The organism is Streptomyces sp. NPDC004721, from assembly GCF_053601495.1.
In genome coordinates, this window is record NZ_JBSGBZ010000010.1 from 109,386 (window position 1) to 125,499 (window position 16,114).

At 71.9% G+C, this 16,114-nt stretch carries 15 protein-coding genes and 1 pseudogene; 3 read left to right on the top strand and 13 right to left on the bottom strand.

Going from position 1 to position 16,114, the window contains the following annotated elements; genetic code table 11:
- Positions 1 to 363 precede the first annotated feature (363 nt).
- The 4 genes from ACWEK3_RS11775 to ACWEK3_RS11790 all read right to left on the bottom strand — a co-directional run bounded on the left by ACWEK3_RS11775 (position 364) and on the right by ACWEK3_RS11790 (position 3,811).
- Positions 364 to 1,266 carry a universal stress protein gene (locus ACWEK3_RS11775; RefSeq protein WP_453249586.1) on the bottom strand — a complete coding sequence of 301 codons (903 nt, stop codon included), beginning with the start codon at positions 1,264 to 1,266 and terminating at the stop codon, positions 364 to 366.
- Positions 1,267 to 1,390: 124 nt separating this feature from the next.
- Positions 1,391 to 1,633 (bottom strand): DUF397 domain-containing protein, encoded by a 243-nt coding sequence (locus tag ACWEK3_RS11780; RefSeq protein ID WP_365432440.1) that lies wholly within the window; start codon positions 1,631 to 1,633, stop codon positions 1,391 to 1,393.
- A gap of 37 nt (positions 1,634 to 1,670) precedes the next feature.
- The gene (locus tag ACWEK3_RS11785; protein WP_453249587.1) at positions 1,671 to 2,315 is read right to left on the bottom strand and encodes a GNAT family N-acetyltransferase; all 645 of its coding nucleotides are present in this window, start codon (positions 2,313 to 2,315) and stop codon (positions 1,671 to 1,673) included.
- Positions 2,312 to 3,811 carry an acyl-CoA synthetase gene (locus ACWEK3_RS11790; protein WP_453249588.1) on the bottom strand — a complete coding sequence of 500 codons (1,500 nt, stop codon included), beginning with the start codon at positions 3,809 to 3,811 and terminating at the stop codon, positions 2,312 to 2,314. Before ACWEK3_RS11790 ends, ACWEK3_RS11785 begins: the two co-directional genes overlap by 4 nt.
- A 193-nt stretch (positions 3,812 to 4,004) precedes the next feature.
- Between ACWEK3_RS11790 and ACWEK3_RS11795 the strand changes: the two genes are divergently transcribed.
- Together ACWEK3_RS11795 and ACWEK3_RS11800 are read left to right on the top strand one after the other, a co-directional pair.
- Positions 4,005 to 5,792 (top strand): serine hydrolase, encoded by a 1,788-nt coding sequence (locus ACWEK3_RS11795; protein WP_453249589.1) that lies wholly within the window; start codon positions 4,005 to 4,007, stop codon positions 5,790 to 5,792.
- A 136-nt stretch (positions 5,793 to 5,928) separates the two neighbouring features.
- A complete protein-coding gene (locus ACWEK3_RS11800; protein ID WP_453249590.1) occupies positions 5,929 to 6,051 on the top strand; it encodes a hypothetical protein in 123 nt (40 codons plus the stop codon).
- Between the two features lie 100 nt (positions 6,052 to 6,151).
- Here ACWEK3_RS11800 and ACWEK3_RS11805 read toward each other — a convergent pair whose 3' ends face one another.
- The 8 genes from ACWEK3_RS11805 to sigJ all read right to left on the bottom strand — a co-directional run bounded on the left by ACWEK3_RS11805 (position 6,152) and on the right by sigJ (position 15,048).
- Positions 6,152 to 7,720 carry a phytoene desaturase family protein gene (locus ACWEK3_RS11805; RefSeq protein ID WP_453249591.1) on the bottom strand — a complete coding sequence of 523 codons (1,569 nt, stop codon included), beginning with the start codon at positions 7,718 to 7,720 and terminating at the stop codon, positions 6,152 to 6,154.
- A gap of 57 nt (positions 7,721 to 7,777) precedes the next feature.
- On the bottom strand, positions 7,778 to 10,027 hold the full coding sequence (locus ACWEK3_RS11810) for a tetratricopeptide repeat protein (RefSeq protein ID WP_453249592.1): 2,250 nt from the start codon (positions 10,025 to 10,027) through the stop codon (positions 7,778 to 7,780).
- 202 nt (positions 10,028 to 10,229) lie between these two features.
- A complete protein-coding gene (locus ACWEK3_RS11815; RefSeq protein WP_453249593.1) occupies positions 10,230 to 10,727 on the bottom strand; it encodes a hypothetical protein in 498 nt (165 codons plus the stop codon).
- Between the two features lie 328 nt (positions 10,728 to 11,055).
- Positions 11,056 to 11,883, bottom strand: coding sequence for an SDR family oxidoreductase (locus ACWEK3_RS11820; RefSeq protein WP_453249594.1), 828 nt, complete (start codon positions 11,881 to 11,883; stop codon positions 11,056 to 11,058).
- 426 nt (positions 11,884 to 12,309) lie between these two features.
- Positions 12,310 to 12,432 carry a hypothetical protein gene (locus ACWEK3_RS11825; RefSeq protein ID WP_450545752.1) on the bottom strand — a complete coding sequence of 41 codons (123 nt, stop codon included), beginning with the start codon at positions 12,430 to 12,432 and terminating at the stop codon, positions 12,310 to 12,312.
- A 153-nt stretch (positions 12,433 to 12,585) separates the two neighbouring features.
- Positions 12,586 to 13,041 carry a cupin domain-containing protein gene (locus ACWEK3_RS11830; RefSeq protein WP_453249640.1) on the bottom strand — a complete coding sequence of 152 codons (456 nt, stop codon included), beginning with the start codon at positions 13,039 to 13,041 and terminating at the stop codon, positions 12,586 to 12,588.
- Between the two features lie 5 nt (positions 13,042 to 13,046).
- Positions 13,047 to 13,985 carry an NADP-dependent oxidoreductase gene (locus ACWEK3_RS11835; RefSeq protein ID WP_453249595.1) on the bottom strand — a complete coding sequence of 313 codons (939 nt, stop codon included), beginning with the start codon at positions 13,983 to 13,985 and terminating at the stop codon, positions 13,047 to 13,049.
- 172 nt (positions 13,986 to 14,157) lie between these two features.
- Positions 14,158 to 15,048, bottom strand: a complete 891-nt coding sequence (gene sigJ, locus ACWEK3_RS11840; protein WP_450545756.1) for an RNA polymerase sigma factor SigJ — start codon at positions 15,046 to 15,048, stop codon at positions 14,158 to 14,160.
- A gap of 47 nt (positions 15,049 to 15,095) precedes the next feature.
- Between sigJ and ACWEK3_RS11845 the strand changes: the two are divergent.
- Positions 15,096 to 15,200, top strand: a pseudogene (locus ACWEK3_RS11845) (IS21-like element helper ATPase IstB); the annotation flags it as partial.
- Between the two features lie 82 nt (positions 15,201 to 15,282).
- Here the strand turns inward: ACWEK3_RS11845 and ACWEK3_RS11850 are convergent.
- Positions 15,283 to 15,813, bottom strand: a complete 531-nt coding sequence (locus ACWEK3_RS11850) for a hypothetical protein (protein WP_453249596.1) — start codon at positions 15,811 to 15,813, stop codon at positions 15,283 to 15,285.
- Positions 15,814 to 16,114 lie beyond the last annotated feature (301 nt).

The window sequence follows — 16,114 nt, forward strand, 5'->3', positions numbered from 1 at the left end:
GGGGTCGGCGGCGGGGGCGGGTGCCCCGGCGCTCGGTTCGGTGCCGGCGGCCGGTCGGCGGAGGTGCCACGCCGGCCGTCGTGGCGGAGGTGGTCGGGGCGAGGACCGGAGCGAACCGCCGCGCGTCCCGGCCCGGCGAGTCCGGCCTCGTGCCGACGGCAGGGGAGCCGGTCGCCGTGACCAGGCGGTGTCGCCGTCACCCCCTCCCGCGGCGACGGCGACGGCGACATCGCCCGAACACGAAAACCTGCCGCACCTCCTGGTCCCCCCTCGACCGCGACCGCGCCATCACCTTGCGACAGGAACCTGTCGTACTCCCCGGTGACCAGCGCCACCCACCAGCCGTCACCCGAGCGGCCGTCGTCACTCCTCTGGCGATGACGGGGGGATCACCGCGATCGGGCTCGCCGCGTGCAGCAGGACGGCCTGGGTGACGGAGCCCATCATGCGGGCCGGTGCCAGCAGGCGCCGGCGGTGGCGCCCGACCACGACCAGTTCGGCGTCGCGGGAGGCGGCGACCAGCAGGCCGGCCGCGTCGCCGGGCGCCACGTGGGGCTCGGCGAGCACGTCGGGGTGGCGGGCGCGGTGCGGGGTGAGGAAGCCCTCGGTCAGGGTCCGGGTCTCGTTCTCCACGGCGTCCTGGTCGACCATGAGCGTGGTGACTTCCGCCGGGGCCGCCCAGGCCGGGGGCGGCCACGGGTAGGCGGCGACCACCTGCAGCCGGGCCCCGCGCAGGGCGGCCTCCGTGAAGGCGAAGTCGAGCAAGGCCTCGTCGGGGCTGTCGGCGTTGACACCGACGACCACGCGCGGCCCCGGGCCGGCCGCCGTCTCGCCGTGGACCTCGCGGCCGGGCCGGGGCACCACGACGACCGGGCACTCGGCGTCGCGGGCCGCGGCCAGGCTGCTGGAGCCGAGCAGCAGGCTGGCGAAGCCGCCGCGCCCCCGTGAGCCGAGTACCAACAGCTGTGCGTTGGCGCCGAGTTCGGGCAGCAGCGCGCCCGGAAACCCGTCAAGACCGGCGTACTCGACCTCCGTCCCGGAGGTGCGCTCGCCCAGGTGGGCGCGTGCCTGGTCGAGCACCGGATCCCCGTCGTCGCCGGGCGGTCCGGCGACGAGGACGTCGGGCTGGGCCAGGGCCGCGTACTGACGGACGTGGACCGCCCGCAGGGGCGCCCCGCGCCGCCGGGCGGCGTCGAGGGCCCAGTCCAGGGCGCGCAGGCTGTCGTCGGAGCCGTCGATGGCGGCGACGACCGGTGGGGTGCTCATGAGTTCCTCTCCTCCGGATGGCGACCTCCCCGCGGGGCCGGCGTCACTCGGCCGCCGGCCCCTGCAGGGCTTTCAAGGTCCCCTGTCCCCGAACACGAGGGGAAACACCCCCTGTCGCGTCCGGTCAGGTGAGATCGAACTCCCCGTGCCGCGCACCTGACATGAACGCGCCCCACTCCGCGGGGGTGAAGATCAGGGAGGGGCTTTCCGGGCTGCCGCCGTTGCGCATCGCGATGAATCCCTCGACGAAGGCGATCTGGACATCTCCCAGCCCGCCGCTGCTGGACTGCCACTGCGCGCTGCTGAGATCCAGTTCCGGCTTGTCCCATCCCGCGAGCGGGTGCTGCTGGACAGTTGTCTCGGCCACGTCCGTGCTCCTCCCCAATCGTCGTCCGCGGGTCAGCCTAGCCATCGAGTCCCGGCGTCAACAGGCCACGTGAGGGGGACTTTTCAGGAGGGGCGTCAGACCGCGTCGGGAGCCGTGCGCGGATGTGCAGATGGCCGTCGAGCGGGTAGTCGGGCGGCGCCGCCGGCAGGATCCCGGCCTGCTCGTAGCCGCATTTCCGCGCGACCCGGCAGGAAGCCGTGTTGTCCACCTGGTGCAGCAGCTCCAGCCGGGTCAGCCCCCCGTCCGCGAACCTGGCGAAGGCCCAGTCGGTCAGGGCCAGCAGGGCCCGGGGTGCCACTCCCCTGCCGCGCGCGTGCGCCGCGGTCCAGTAGCCAACCTCGGCGGACGGGGCGCCGGGGCGGACGCCCTTGACGACGGCGTGGCCCACCAACCGCTCGCGCGCCTCGGGCCCCTCCCGGCCCTCGGGGCCCTGGGCCTCCAGGACTGCGAACGCGAAGCGGTCCCCCGCCTCCCAGTCCCGTTGCCGCTCCCGGATCCACCGGGCCGCGCCGGTCTCGTCCTCCACGGCCGGACCGCCCCAGCGGCGCAGTGTCTCGTCCCGGTACGCCTCCACCAGGTCGGCGGCGTCCGCAGCGCACCAGGGGCGCAGGGTCAGCGCGGGAACGCCGGGGGCGGCCTCCGCCGACGGGTACGCGGTCACCGCGCGCCGAACCGGTCGCGCAGTTCCCTCTTGAGGATCTTCCCGCTGGCGTTGCGCGGCAGTGCGTCCACGAAGATCACTTTCTTGGGGGTCTTGAACGACGCCAGCTTCTCACGGGCGTGGGCGATCAGGTCGGCCTCGGTGACCTCGCCGCAGCGGACGACGAACGCGGTGACGGCCTCGATCCACCGCTCGTCGGGAAGGCCGACCACGGCCGCCTCGGCGACCCGCGGGTGCGCGTACAGGACGTCCTCGACCTGGCGCGAAGCCACCAGTACGCCACCGGAGTTGATGACGTCCTTCACCCGGTCGACGACCGTGTAGTAGCCGTGCGGGTCGCGCACGGCGAGGTCGCCCGAGCGGAACCAGCCCTCGCGGAACGCCTCCTCGGTCTCCTCGGGCCTGTCCCAGTAGCCCTGGCACAACTGCGGTGAGCGGTAGACGACTTCGCCGGGTGTGCCGTCGGGGACGTCCTTGCCGTCCTCGTCGACGACGCGGGCGTCCACGAAGAGCACCGGCCGGCCACAGGAGTCCATGCGGCCCTTGTGCTCGTCGGGTCCGAGGACCATGGCCAGGGGGCCGATCTCGCTCTGGCCGAAGCAGTTGTAGAAGGCGAGTTCCGGCAGGCGTTCCCGGAGACGCTCCAGGACCGGCACCGGCATGATCGACGCGCCGTAGTACGCCTTGCGCAGTCCGCCGAGGTCGCGGGTGGCGAAGTCGGGGCGGTTGGCCAGCCCGATCCAGACCGTGGGCGGGGCGAACAGGCTGTCCGCGCGTCCGGCCTCGACCAGGTCGAGGATCCGGTCACCGTCGGGCGCGTCGAGGACGATGTTCGTCGCGCCCACGGCGAGGTACGGCAGCAGGAACACGTGCATCTGCGCCGAGTGGTAGAGGGGCAGCGCGTGGACGGGGCGGTCCCCCGCGGCGAGGTCGAGCGCGGTGATCGCGCTCAGGTACTCGTGGACCAGCGCCCGGTGGGTCATCATCGCGCCCTTGGGCAGGGCGGTGGTGCCCGAGGTGTACAGCAGTTGCACGAGGTCCTCGGAGCGCGGCTCGGGGCCGTCGTAGGGCGGTGTGGACGGCAGCCGGGCGAGCAGCGAGTCCCCTGCGTCACGCAGGGGCAACGCCCTTGCGGCGTCCGGGAGTCGTCCGGCCAGGTCCGGGTCGGTGAGGACCAGGGCGCTGCCCGACTGGCCGACGATGTAGGCGAGGTCGTCGCCGGTGAGGCTCTGGTTGACGGGCACGTGCACCAGGCCCGCTCGGGCGCAGGCGAGGAAGCCGATCAGGTAGGCGTCCGAGTTGTGGCCGTAGGCGCCGACCCGGTCGCCGGGGGCGAGGCCCTGGCCGAGCAGGACGTTCGCCGCGCGGGAGACGGCGTCGTCGAGTTCGGCGTACGTCCAGGAGCGCTCGCCGTACTCGACGGCGACGCGTGCCGGGGTGCGGCGGGCGCTGCGCCGCAGGACTCCGTCGACCGTGCTGCCGTGTCCAGGGGTCATGACAGATGATCCTGGGTCCGGCGCGGCGGGAGGTCAAGAACCTCCGTGAGACCGCCCGCCCGTGATGAGTTGACGTATGGTCAGTTCTCCCAAGGCGCGCACGCACCGTTGACACAGCCCCCGCCTGACACGAAAGTTTCACCGCACACGACCATCCCCGAAAGATACTTTCAGACGGTGGGCGGGAGGCCTCATGACGACCGACGGCGCGGCAGGCAGAGCGGCAGGCGGGCTGACACGCCGCCAACTGGGCTTGGGAACACTGGCGTTGGGTGGTGCTTTCGCGCTCGCGGCCCTGCCCGCGGGCCCGGCCGCCGCCGCGCCGGCGAACGGCAGCCCCACCCTGCGGCACGGATCCCCCGAGCGGGCCGGTCTGCTCGCCACTCCGCTGCGCCAACTCGTCGAGGATGCCGAGGCGTTCCTCGGCCCGTCCCCGATGCATCCCTGGTACGCGGGTGCCGTGCTGCTCGCCGGGCGCGGCACAACCGTGGCGCTGCACGAGCCGATCGGCATGGCGGTGCGCTACTCGGCGTACGACGAGAAGACCGACACCGCCGTGGAGTTCCCGGCGGAACAGCAGATACCGATGACCCGGGACACCGTCTTCGACCTGGCCTCGATCTCCAAGCTGTTCACCTCGATGCTCGCGGTGCAGGAACTCGAGCGGGGCACGCTGGAGCTGGAGGGCAAGGTCGCGTCCTACCTCCCGGACTTCGGGCGCGCGGGCAAGCAGGACGTCACCATCCGCCAACTCCTCACCCACACCTCGGGATTCCGCGCCTGGATCCCGCTGTACAACGCCCCGACGTACGAGGGGAAACTGGAACTCGTCTGGAACGAGGCGCCGATCAACCCGCCCGGCACCGCGTACCTGTACTCGGACCTGAACATGATCTCGATGCAGCTGGTCCTGGAGGCGGTCACCGGACGCGCGCTGGACACCTTGTTGCACGAGCGGATCACCGGGCCGCTCGGCCTCGACCGCACCCGCTACAACCCGCCCGCCTCCTGGAAGCCACGGATCGCGGCCACCGAGGACGCCCGCAAGCCCTGGTCGGGCCTGGACCGCGGTCTGGTGTGGGGCGAGGTGCACGACGAGAACGCCTTCAGCCTCGGCGGTGTGGCGGGGCACGCGGGCGTGTTCTCCTGCGCGTGGGACCTCGCGGTCCTGGGCCGTACGCTGCTCAACGGCGGCGCGTACGGGCACACCCGCATCCTGCGGCCCGAGTCGGTGGAGCTGATGTTCACCGACTTCAACACCGCCTTCCCCGGCAACGAGCACGGTCTGGGGTTCGAGCTCCACCAGCACTGGTACATGGGCGCGATGGCCACTCCGCGCACCGCGGGGCACACCGGCTTCACGGGCACGTCGCTGGTCCTCGACCCGACCACCGACTCGTTCCTGGTCGTCCTCGGCAACTCCGTGCACCCGGTGCGCAACTGGCGCTCCGGCTCCGCTCCGCGCGTCGCCACCGGCAACGACCTGGCACGGGCCGTACCGGTCCGTCCGACGCGGGGCCGCACGGCGTGGTTCTCCGGGATGGCGAACGCCACGACGGCGACTCTGGCCCTCCCCGCGCTCGACACCTCCACCGGCGGCGCCCGGCTGCGGTGCGACCTGTGGTGGGACACCGAGCCCGGGTCTGACGTGCTCGTCCTGGAGTGCACGACGGACGGGGGCGCCACCTGGCAGCCGGTGCCGTTCACCACCGGGCACCGGGGCGAGGAGCCGGAGCGGCACCCCGCGGGCATCGCCACCGGCTACTCGGGCCGGGTCTGGCACGGGCTCACGGCCGACCTCCCGGCGGCCGGGCGGCTGACCCTGCGCTGGCGGTACACGACCGACCGCCTGTACGTGGGCCGTGGCGCCTACGTCGACGCTCAGCGGGTCGAGACCGGCCGCGCCGTCCTGTTCGACGAGGCCCGCCCGGCGGACTCGGCCCAGATCGAGGCGAAGGGCTGGAGGGCCTCCGCGGACTGACGAGATCGACACCTGGCCGTTCCATGCCTGATTCACGTGCAACAACGGCCGCCGACCGCCTCCGCGGGCGTCGGCGGCCGTATCGGGGGTCTTCAACTGCTGGCCCTCGAAGTCGGGTAAGCGAGCGCAACCATGCATGAGTGACCAGATCCTGGCCACGGCCTGCTCCCCCGGTGGCCGCAGCGTTCACGCCGCCTCCTCCGGCGGAACCCTGCACACCCTGCCCGCCGCGGCCGCGGACACCGCCGCGATCCGGTAGCGGAGGGGCGTGCGGGGGCGCGGGGCGCGGGTCTTCACCACGCCGGCCGCGGGGCGCCGGTCCTCTCCACGCCGGGCGCGCGAGGGCGAGTTGTGCGTCCTCAAGCGCCCCGCCCTTCGAGTACCGCCATGGCGGCGTTGTGCCCGGGCACTCCGCTGACCCCGCCGCCGCGCACCGCGCCCGCGCCGCACAGCAGCACGTTGGCGTGCAGGGTCTCCACGCCCCAGCGGCCGGTGCCCTCCTGGGCGTACGGCCAGCTCAGCTCCCGGTGGAAGATGTTGCCGCCGGGCAGGCCCAGGTCCCGCTCCAGGTCCAGCGGGGTCTTGGCCTCGATGCAGGGCCGTCCGTCGCCGTCGGTGGCCAGGCAGTCGGCGAGCGGTTCGGCGAGGTGCGCGTCGAGCTGCGCGAGGGTCGACTTCAACAGCTCCTCGCGTACGGCGTCGTTGTCCCGCGCGAAGAGCCGGGCGGGCGTGTGCAGGCCGAACAGGGTGAGCGTCTGGTAGCCCTGTTCGACCAGGTCGGGGCCGAGGATGGTCGGGTCGGTCAGGGAGTGGCAGTAGATCTCGGAGGGCGGCGCGGCGGGCAGCTCACCCGCGGCGGCCCGGGCGTGGGCGTCGGCGAGCTGCCGGTACCCCTCTGCGATGTGGAAGGTGCCGGCGAAGGCCTCGCGCGGGTCGACGGTCGTGTCGCGGAGCCTGGGCAGCCGCTTGAGCAGCATGTTCACCTTCAGCTGGGCCCCCTCGGCGGGCTCCGGCGGCTCGTCGCCGGTCAGCGCGGCCAGGGCCTGCGGGGAGGCGTTCACCAGCACGTGCCGGGCGCCGACGGTGCCCTCGCCGTCGCGAGTGCGGTACGTGACCTCCGCGGCGCGCCCGTCGCTCGCCACCCGTACCGCCTCGTGGCCGGTGGCGATGACGGCGCCGGCCCGGCGGGCCGCGGCGGCGAGGGCGTCGGTCAGGGCGCCCATGCCGCCGACCGGTACGTCCCAGTCTCCGGTGCCGCCGCCGATCACGTGGTACAGGAAGCAGCGGTTCTGTGCCAGGGACGGGTCGTGGGCGTCGGTGAAGGTGCCGATGAGTGCGTCGGTGAGGACCACGCCGCGTACGAGGTCGTCGGCGAAGCGGTCCTCGACGGCGACGCCGATCGGCTCCTCGAACAGGATCCGCCAGGCCTCCTCGTCGTCGACGCGGCGGCGCAGTTCGTCGCGGGTGGGCAGCGGCTCGGTGAGCGTGGGGAAGACCCGGCGGGCGAGGCGGCCGGTCATGCCGTAGAAGCGCTGCCACTCCTCCCACTCGCGGTCGGAGCCGGTGAGCCGGGCGAACGCCTCGCGGGTGCGCTCCTCGCCGCCGCCCACGAGCAGACCGGTGGGCCGCCCCGCGCGCACGACGGGCGTGTACGAGGAGATCGTGCGGGTGCGCAGCCGGAAGTCCAGGCCCAGGTCCTGGACGATCTTCTGGGGCAGCAGGCTGACCAGGTAGGAGTAGCGGGACAGCCGTGCGTCCACACCGGCGAACGGGCGGGTGGAGACGGCGGCGCCCCCGGTGTGGTCCAGCCGCTCCAGCACGAGCACCGACCGTCCGGCCCGGGCCAGGTAGGCGGCGGCGACCAGTCCGTTGTGCCCTCCGCCGACGATGACGGCGTCGTACGTCCCGTGTCCCTCGCGTGTGCTCATGGTCCTTCGTAACACGCGGTGATCCACTTCGACCAGGGCTCGGTCGGCCGACGGACCCTAGGGCCCGTCGGCCGCGCGCTGCCCGCGCAGGACGGCGACCCTGCGGTACAGCTCGACGGCCTCCCCGCCGCGGCCGAGCTGTTCCAGGCAGTGGGCCTCGTCGGTGCGGCTGGAGAGGGTGTCGGGGTGGTCTGCGCCCAGGACGCGCTCGCGGGCGTCGGCCACGGCGCGGTACTCGGTGAGCGCGTCGGCCCAGCGGCCGAGCCAGCCGAGGCTCACGGCGACCTCGCGGCGGCTGACGAGGGTGTCGGGGTGGTCGGGGCCGAGCGCGCGCCCGCGGATCACGCACACGTCGCGGGACTCGGCGAGGGCCTCCTCCCAGCGGCCGAGCCGGCCGAGGTTGACCCCGAAACCGTGGCGGGCGCGCAGGGTCTCGGGATGCGTGGGGCCGTGCACCCGGGCGCGGTCGTCGATCAGGGCGCGGTAGAGCTGGAGCGCCTCCGCGCTGCGGCCGAGCCGGCCCAGGCTGATGCCGACCTCGTAGCGGGCGGCCAGGGTGTCCGGGTGGTCGGAGCCCAGCGCCCGGGCGCGTGCTTCGGCGACCTCGCGGTAGGTCTCCAGGGCCTCCGCCCACCGTCCCAACTGTCCGAGTGCGTAGGCGACTTCGAACCTGGTGACCAGGGTGTCGGGGTGCTGCGGCCCGAGCACCCGGGCACGGGCGGCGGCGACCTGGCAGGCCATGCGGTAGGAGTCGTCCAGGCGGCCGAGCCGGCTGAGGCTGAAGGCGAGGTTGTGCCGGCAGCGCAGGGTGTCGGGGTGGTCCGGGCCCATGATGCGCTCGCGCGCGGCGAGCACCGCCGTGTACACCTGGTGCGCGTCGAAGTGGCGGCCCAGGCGACCCAGCACGTACGCCATCTCCTGGCGCACGGCGAGTGTGTCCGGGTGGTCGGAGCCGAGGGCCCTGATGCGCGCCTCGGCCACCTGCTTGTACTCGCGCAGCGCCTCGGCGGCGCGCCCGGTGCGGCTGAGGCTGAAGGCGAGCTCGTAGCGGCTGGCGAGGGTATCGGGATGGTCGGGGCCGAGGAGGCGGGCGCGCTCGCCGGCGACCGCGCGGTGCGCCTGGCCCGCCTCGTCCCAGCGGCCGAGCCGGCCGAGACTCAGGCCCGCCTGGTGCCGGTCGGCCAGCGCCCTGACGGCCTCCGGCGGCGGGACGGGCCGTCCACCGGGCGTCCGCCCGGTCTCCGCGGAGCCGTCGGCGGCGGGACGTGGGGTCCACTCACCCGTCAGGCCGCCCGCCGCGTCCGGGCGTGCGGTGCGCGGTCCTCCCGCCCCCGCCGCCTTGTGACCGGTCGTCATGCCCCGCGTCCACGACGGCAGGCGGGCGTCACGACCGGCCGGCTCGGACGGGCGGGGCCAGGGGAGCGGGGTGGCCACCGTGGGCGCGTACCGCGGCGCCGCCGTGCGGCCGGCGATGATGCGACGGCTCAACTCGTGTGCGTCATCGGGTCGTTGTTCGGGCAGTTTGGCCAGCAGGTCGAGGACGATCCGCTCCAGGTACTCGGGGAGTTCGGCGCGGTGGCGGCGTGGCGGCTCGGGCAGGGTGTCGCGGTGGCCGACGAGGATCGCCCAGGCGTCGTCGAAGTCGAACGGCGGTACCCCGGTGGCGAGTTCGTACAGCACACAGCCCAGCGAGTACAGGTCGCTGCGCTGGTCGACCTCGGTTCCGCCGATCTGTTCCGGCGACATGTAGTGCGGGGTGCCCATGGCGACGCCGGTGCCGGTCAGCCGGGCAGTGAAGCCGATGTCGTGGCCGAGCCGGGCGATGCCGAAGTCGCAGATCTTCACCGTGCCGTCGGTCAGGCGCATGATGTTCGCCGGCTTCAGGTCCCGGTGCACGATGCCCTGTTGGTGGGTGTAGGCGAGGGCGGCGGCGACCTGTTCGGCGATCTCGACGATGTCGGGCACGGTCAGGGGCCGGTGGCCGTTGTCCTCCAGCAGCTGTCCGAGGTTGCGGCCGTCGAGCATCTCCATCACGAGGTAGAGCACGCCGTCGGACTCGCCGAAGTCGTGGACCACGGTCACCCCGCGGTGCTGGAGCGCGGCGGCCACCCGGGCCTCGCGCCGGAACCGCTCGCGCAGCATGCGGGTGAAGGACGGGTCGTGGTGCCGACCGAGCGGCTTGAGGCACTTCACCGCGACATAGCGGCCCAGCGACTCGTCCCGCGCCTTCCAGACCTCCCCCATGCCGCCGCGCCCGATCGTGTCGAGCAGCCGGTAACGGCCCTGGATCAGCATGGTCTCCGACATCTCGCGCCGCCCCCGTCGCCGTGTACCCCGCCTCTCCGGGCCGTGCCCGCCGGACGGGCCGCCCCCTGGCCCGTCCCGGCGCGGCCCGATCCGCGGGGAGGCCCTCGTCCAGTATGGCGAGCCGCCGCCCGGCTTTGTACGGGGCGGGACGGACCCGGGGGCCCTGAGCCGACCCGTCCACCGGTGCTCCCGGTGTGCCTGTTCACGTCAGCGGCGCGACGATGGGAGTGCCGGTCTCGTGAGGGGCTCGGCGCGACCGGCCCGTTCCCGTCTTCGCGCGGTGGCGGGAGGTACGGCGGGCCGCGGGGAGGTGGTGGTCTCGTCGCACGGTCGAAGCCGCGACCCGGAGCACTGGATCGTGATGTGGTCCCACCCGCGCCTCATCGCCGGTGCGTTCGGCGTGGGGGCCACGGTAGCGGTCGGCGACGGTGCGCAGGGCGTCCATCTGGAACCGGGTGTACCGCTCGCGCTCGGCCGGCGGTGTCGGACCGGCCAGCGCGCGGCGGGGCGGGAGGTTCCAGCGGGCGGCGCCGAGATCCTCCTCGCAGTGCCTGTAGAGGCTGCGGACGGCGGAGACCGCCCGGCCCCGTGAGGCGGCCGCCAGGGGGGTGCCGTCCAGGTTGGTGAGGCGGGCGGCCCAGTCCTGGATGTGTAGGCTCGAAGTGCCAGACCAAGTCGCCGTTGTAGCGCAACCAGTCACAGCGCCAGTCGGCGGGAGCGTCGATCCCGGCGAGCAGCAGCCCGTAGCGGTAGCGGGTGTCCGCGTCCCAGGCGCGGCCGCGGACTTCCTGGCCGTCGGGCCGCCGGTACACCCCGGACAGCCACCCGTCGAGGATCGCGTACGGGTCCGGGGTGAGGATCGTGTTGCTGCTCGTGGCGCCACTTTAGGAACTGCGGGCGGCGGCCCGGTCCTCGAGGGCGGACGTCTGGCTCAGTCCACGAGAACGGGCTCTGGCACACATTCTGTGGCGGTGTGCCAGAGCTGAGCAATCCCTGATCTCGCCCAGGCAGGCCGTCGGGTCGGGCGGTCACGCTGGTGCGATGCAGAACTGGTGAGCGCCGCGCAGCGTGGTGCGCAGATTCCTCTGGGTAGCCCGGCTGTCGAGGCGCACGTCGAGGGCGCCGGGAAGTGTGCTGTCGGCCCGCAGGCCCGTGGGCAGCCGGGAGGCGTCGAGGCCGTCACGCCTGGCGATGAGGATGCCGAGCTCGTGACGGCTCAGAGCGTCGGACCCTGCGAGATGGTGGATGCCGGCCGCGTCGTGCGACGCCAGTTCCAGAAGGGCGGCGGCCAGGTCGGCGACGTGCACCGGGCAGCGGATGTCGTCGGTGAACAGGACGCCGTCGCGGGTGCCGGCGGCGAGTTCGTGCACGACGCGCTCGTGTACGGAACGCCCATCGCCGATGATCAGCGACGTGCGGGCGACGACGGCCTCCGGATTCACGAGTAGGACTCCAGTCTCCGCTGCCGCTTTCGCAGCACCGTACGGGGTGACGGGGTCTGGGAGGCAGGACTCGTCGTAATGGACTCGGGCGCCGGAGAACACCGCGTCGCTGGACACGTGGACCAGGCGGCTTCCGTACTTCGCCGCCGCCATCGCCAGCCGGACGGGGCCCTCCACTGTAACCGCCCAGTCGGCCTTGCCGCTCGACGCGTTGACGACAAGATACGGGTCAACCTCGGCCATGACGTCGTCCGCGCGTCCGGTATCCCGCAGGTCCAGCGGGTACCACGCGGCCTCGGAAGTGTTACCGGGCTTGGTCGCGTAGGTCGCGGCTGTCGCGTGCCCGGCCGAAATCGCCTGCCGGATCAACTCGGCGCCCAGGAAGCCGCTGCCGCCGATGATCAAAACTGTCATGGTGCGACACGGTAGACCGGTCCCAAATTGGCGCCAGACACGGAACCACAGAAGTTGAGCCAGAGCCGAATCTGGTGAACAGAACCAGACGTCTGTGCAGTGCGCGTACGCGTCACACGGCGCCGTTCGTAGGAACGGCGCGGTGGCCCTGGTGCTTCGGAGTAAGGGCTGCCCCGCCGTCTCTCCCCGGCCTGGACGCCACCGTCTGAACTTTACGGAACAGACTGGCTCCCCAGCCAAGTGCCGTGGGGTGGAGCGGCGCAGCGCCGTTCCGGCACTTTTCGTACGGAGATCAGCCACTTCTAGGCACTTGGCTGGGGACGGCCAGTCTGTTCCGTAAAGTTCAGTACGCCAGGACCTCATGCCGGAAAGACCGTGCCACCAGCCGCACCCGGAGGGGGCCGGCCTCCGCGCAATACTGGATCCTCACCCCTCCGGGTGCTCCCGGAACCAGTCCACCATCTGCTGCAACGGCGTCGACACCGCCAGCATGTTTCCCCGCGCCGCCAGGTTGTCCCGGCCATAGTGGTCGGCCGACTTCGAGCGCATCCACGGCCCGGACCACCCTCACACCCTCAACGCCCGTGCCAATGTCGCCAGCTCCCACCTGGCCCTGGGCGACCTGGCCCGCGCCATCGCACTGCACTGTTCCGGCCGGGGCAGAGTTCGTGCGGAGCGTTGCCGCCCGCTGCGTGCCCCGGGCTACGACCTCGGGTCGTCCACCTTGAGCTTGTCCCCGGTGTTGGAAACGAAGATGACCAGGAGCTTGGCCCGTTTGGTCCGGCTGGTGTTCTCCGTGAGGACGTGGTGGGCACCCGGCTGCTCGACCCAGTTCTCGCCCTGGTGGTAGGTGCTCACGGGCTTGCCGTCGAGCTTGCTGCGCACGGTGCCTTCGAGGACGTAGGCGTAGACGAAGGCCTGGCCGTGCCGGTGCGGCATCGCGCGTGCGTTGGGCGGGAAGTCGACGACCGCCGAGGTGAACGTCTTGCCCTTCACATTCGGAAGGGCCTGCTGGAGTAGCGGCTTGAGGGTTTCGGAGGGGCGCGTCGATGCCACGGCCTCGGTCGGCCCCTTGGCGTGGGCAGGCTGGTTGGAGGTCGAGCAGGCCGTGGCCGCAGTCAGCGTGGCGACGGTCAGCAAGCCACCGGCGATCCGCATTCCGATCACGATCGGTCTCCTGTTCGGTCTTGCGTGACGCGGATGATCGTCTTGCCCGGAGTGCGCTTGCCGGGGGCGAACGCAGCGGGTGCTTCGGCGAGCGGCCGCACAGCACCGACGGCCGGCTTGAGCCGGCCGTCCCTTACTCGCTGGGCGAGGTCGGTGAGCCGGGCGCGGTCGGGTTCGACGACGAAGAAGACCGCCCGCCCGTCCTTGGGCTGGACCTTGGGCGGCATGGCGATGGTGACGAGCGTGCCGCCGGCCCGGACCAGGGTGGCCGAGCGGTCGAGGATGTCGCCGCCGATCACGTCGAACACGACGTCGGCCTCGCCGGCGTCCTCCAGCTTCTCGGTCTGCAGGTCCAGGAAGGTGTCGACGCCCAGGGCGAGTGCCCTGTCCCGGTCGGCGGACCGGCCGGTGCCGATGACGCGGGCGCCGGCCTCGCGGGCGAGCTGTACCGCGATCGAGCCGACGCCGCCCGCGGCGCCGTGGATCAGGACGGTCTGGCCGGTGGTGAGGCGGCCGTGGTCGAACAGGCCCTGCCAGGCGGTCAGCCCGGAGATCGGCAGTGAGGCGGCCAGGGTGTGGTCGATGTCCGCCGGCAGCGGCGCGAGGTTGCGGGCTTCCACCGCGGCGTACTCGGCGAGCGAGCCGTTGCGGGTCCAGTCGGCCAGGCCGAACACCCGCTGGCCGACGCTCAGGCCCGTGGTGCCATACCCCAACTCTGCGACCACACCAGACAGCTCGTGCCCGGGCACGCTCGGCGTCCGGTCGCGGCCGGCGCGATCGGTCCACGTGCCCGGCCAGTCCAGCTCGCCAGGGGTGAAGCCCGCCGCGTGCACCCGCACGATGACGTCATTCTCGGCCGCATGGAGGTAGGGCATGTCCGTCAGGGACATCCCGGCAAGACCGGCGTCACGGTCTCGGACAGTGATGGCTTGCATACAGGTCCTTACTGGGAGGGGCGACTCGAGCATGCAGCCCGACACGCAGGGCTCATAGCGGCTCGTCATCGGGAAGATGCAGCACGTGGATGTATTGCCGTTCCGCATGATCGTCATCGCCCGTTTTGCGTTCTCATCAGGGAGACGAGGTAGCCCCTCCGGGTGTGACAGCTCAGACGCGCAGGAGTTTGTCGGGATTGATGACCCGGCGGTACGCGGTGATCAGACCGTCTGTGATCTGGACCGTGTCGACGGAGTAGACCCGGCCTTCGCGGTAGAACACCAGGGCGAGCTCGCCGCCGACCTCGGCGAAGTCGATGCGGTCCGGGTGCCACTGGCGCCCCACACGCACCATAACCTCGGCGACGCGCTCGCCGCCGTGTATGAGCTTGCGTGCCGCAGAGACCTTGCCGCCGCCGTCGGTGACGTAGACGACGTCCGGGTGCAGGAGCCTGACCAGGCCGGCCAGGTCCCCGGCCTCGTAGGCGGCGCGGAAAACCGCGAGGACGCGTTCGCGTTCCGCCTTCGACGCCTGCGGCATGGACTGCTTCGCCTTGGCCACCCGCCGTCGCGCCCGAGAGGCGAACTGCCGGGCACCCGGCACAGAGACGTCCAGCACTTCGGCGATCCGGCCGAACTCAAGACCGAAGACGTCGTGCAGGACGAAGGCCACCCGCTCCGGCGGGGACAGCTCCTCCATGATCAGGAGCATCGCCGAACTGACGGACTCATCGGCGAGTACCGGCTGCGACGCGTCCGGCCCCGTCAGCAGCGGCTCTGGCAGCCACGGTCCGACATAGGTCTCCCGGCGGAAGCGCGCACTCTTGAGAATGTCGTACGACCGCCGCGCGGCCACCGTCACCAGCCAGGCCCGCAGATCACCGATGCCCTGCAGATCCGCTCCGGCCGCCCGCAGCCACACATCCTGGGTCACGTCCTCGGCATCGGCGACACTCCCCAGCAGCCGGTAGGCCACACCGAAAACCGCGGGCCGGTGCCTCTCCCATCCGGCTCCGAGCGCATCCTCCTGCTCAGACCGTCCGGGCCCGTGCCCGTCACCCATACAGATCGCAACCTCCTCCAGCTTGCGGATCCAGCGTAGCCATCTGGTTCACCGACCCTCGCCTCTGCGCGGCCATCGTCGACCGTCTCACCTTCAACGGCACCATCATCGAGACCGGCACCGACTCCTACCGCCTCGCCTGTAGATCGTGATCTTGTGTCTTGCGGCGGCGAGGGTTGAGCGCGTGCCTCCCGACAACGGGAGCGCCTCGACCTGGTCGGAGGCGCCGTAGCGTTACATGTTCTGGCAGGCCTTGGCTTTGAACTCCGCTATGGAGACGGTGATTGTGGATTCGTCGCCGTTGTTCGAGACGCTGTCGTAGCGGACCTTTCCCGGGGTGAGCGTGTCCCGGTCGGCCAGGGTGAAGGAGATGCTGTTCGCTGACCACGAGTTGTCTTTGGTCCACCCGTAGAGCGTGTAGGTGGTCTTGGCGGTGAGCGGAGCGAGGGATCTGGTTGCGGTCCAGCCAGCAGCAGGTGAATCGAGGGTCCAGGTGGCGAGCCCCAGCGCGAGGGGGCGGTCGGCGGTCCATGAGCCGACCGTCACCTGCTTGTTGACGTCGTCGCTGTCCACGTAGAGGGTCGCGCCATCGATCTGATGTCCGCAGACCATCATGACGCCGAGCAGGTGGCCGTCGGCGGTCACGGAGATGCCGGCGACGGCGTCGGCGGGAACCGTGCATCCTGAGGTTGTGGCCAGGGCCACGCCGACCGCGACGGCGCCGACGAAGTGCCGGAACACCGGACGTGAAGTGGTCGACGACATGATTAGCCCCTGCCCGGGGTGCGCGTGGGGCCCCCTGCCCCGGATGTTAGGGGCAAGCGGCGTCTGGCCGCAGTGTCGCCACCCACTCGTTGTGTGCTCGTTGTTGCCTTGTAGTCGCTTGGTTGAGTCAGCCCGATCACGGCACCGATGCTCCGGCATCTTCTGCTCAATGATCGGCGGCATGCGATACGGATGCGATCACCGGTGATCATCGGTGATCATCGGTGTGTGAAGACAGAAGTTCAGGCGGTGGCCGCAGGTCACAGCGTAGATCCAGCCTGCTGGCAGGACATGTTCGAGG

What these genes read in the sequence shown, in the direction of transcription:
- ACWEK3_RS11775 (WP_453249586.1), bottom strand. Translation starts at nt 1,266, where the DNA reads ATGAGCACCCCACCGGTCGTCGCCGCCATCGACGGCTCCGACGACAGC.
- ACWEK3_RS11790 (WP_453249588.1), bottom strand. Translation starts at nt 3,811, where the DNA reads ATGACCCCTGGACACGGCAGCACGGTCGACGGAGTCCTGCGGCGCAGC.
- ACWEK3_RS11795 (WP_453249589.1), top strand. Translation starts at nt 4,005, where the DNA reads ATGACGACCGACGGCGCGGCAGGCAGAGCGGCAGGCGGGCTGACACGC.
- ACWEK3_RS11800 (WP_453249590.1), top strand. Translation starts at nt 5,929, where the DNA reads ATGAGTGACCAGATCCTGGCCACGGCCTGCTCCCCCGGTGGCCGCAGC.
- ACWEK3_RS11805 (WP_453249591.1), bottom strand. Translation starts at nt 7,720, where the DNA reads ATGAGCACACGCGAGGGACACGGGACGTACGACGCCGTCATCGTCGGC.
- ACWEK3_RS11810 (WP_453249592.1), bottom strand. Translation starts at nt 10,027, where the DNA reads ATGTCGGAGACCATGCTGATCCAGGGCCGTTACCGGCTGCTCGACACG.
- ACWEK3_RS11820 (WP_453249594.1), bottom strand. Translation starts at nt 11,883, where the DNA reads ATGACAGTTTTGATCATCGGCGGCAGCGGCTTCCTGGGCGCCGAGTTG.
- ACWEK3_RS11825 (WP_450545752.1), bottom strand. Translation starts at nt 12,432, where the DNA reads ATGCGCTCGAAGTCGGCCGACCACTATGGCCGGGACAACCTGGCGGCG.
- ACWEK3_RS11830 (WP_453249640.1), bottom strand. Translation starts at nt 13,041, where the DNA reads ATGCGGATCGCCGGTGGCTTGCTGACCGTCGCCACGCTGACTGCGGCC.
- ACWEK3_RS11835 (WP_453249595.1), bottom strand. Translation starts at nt 13,985, where the DNA reads ATGCAAGCCATCACTGTCCGAGACCGTGACGCCGGTCTTGCCGGGATG.
- sigJ (WP_450545756.1), bottom strand. Translation starts at nt 15,048, where the DNA reads ATGGGTGACGGGCACGGGCCCGGACGGTCTGAGCAGGAGGATGCGCTC.
- ACWEK3_RS11850 (WP_453249596.1), bottom strand. Translation starts at nt 15,813, where the DNA reads ATGTCGTCGACCACTTCACGTCCGGTGTTCCGGCACTTCGTCGGCGCC.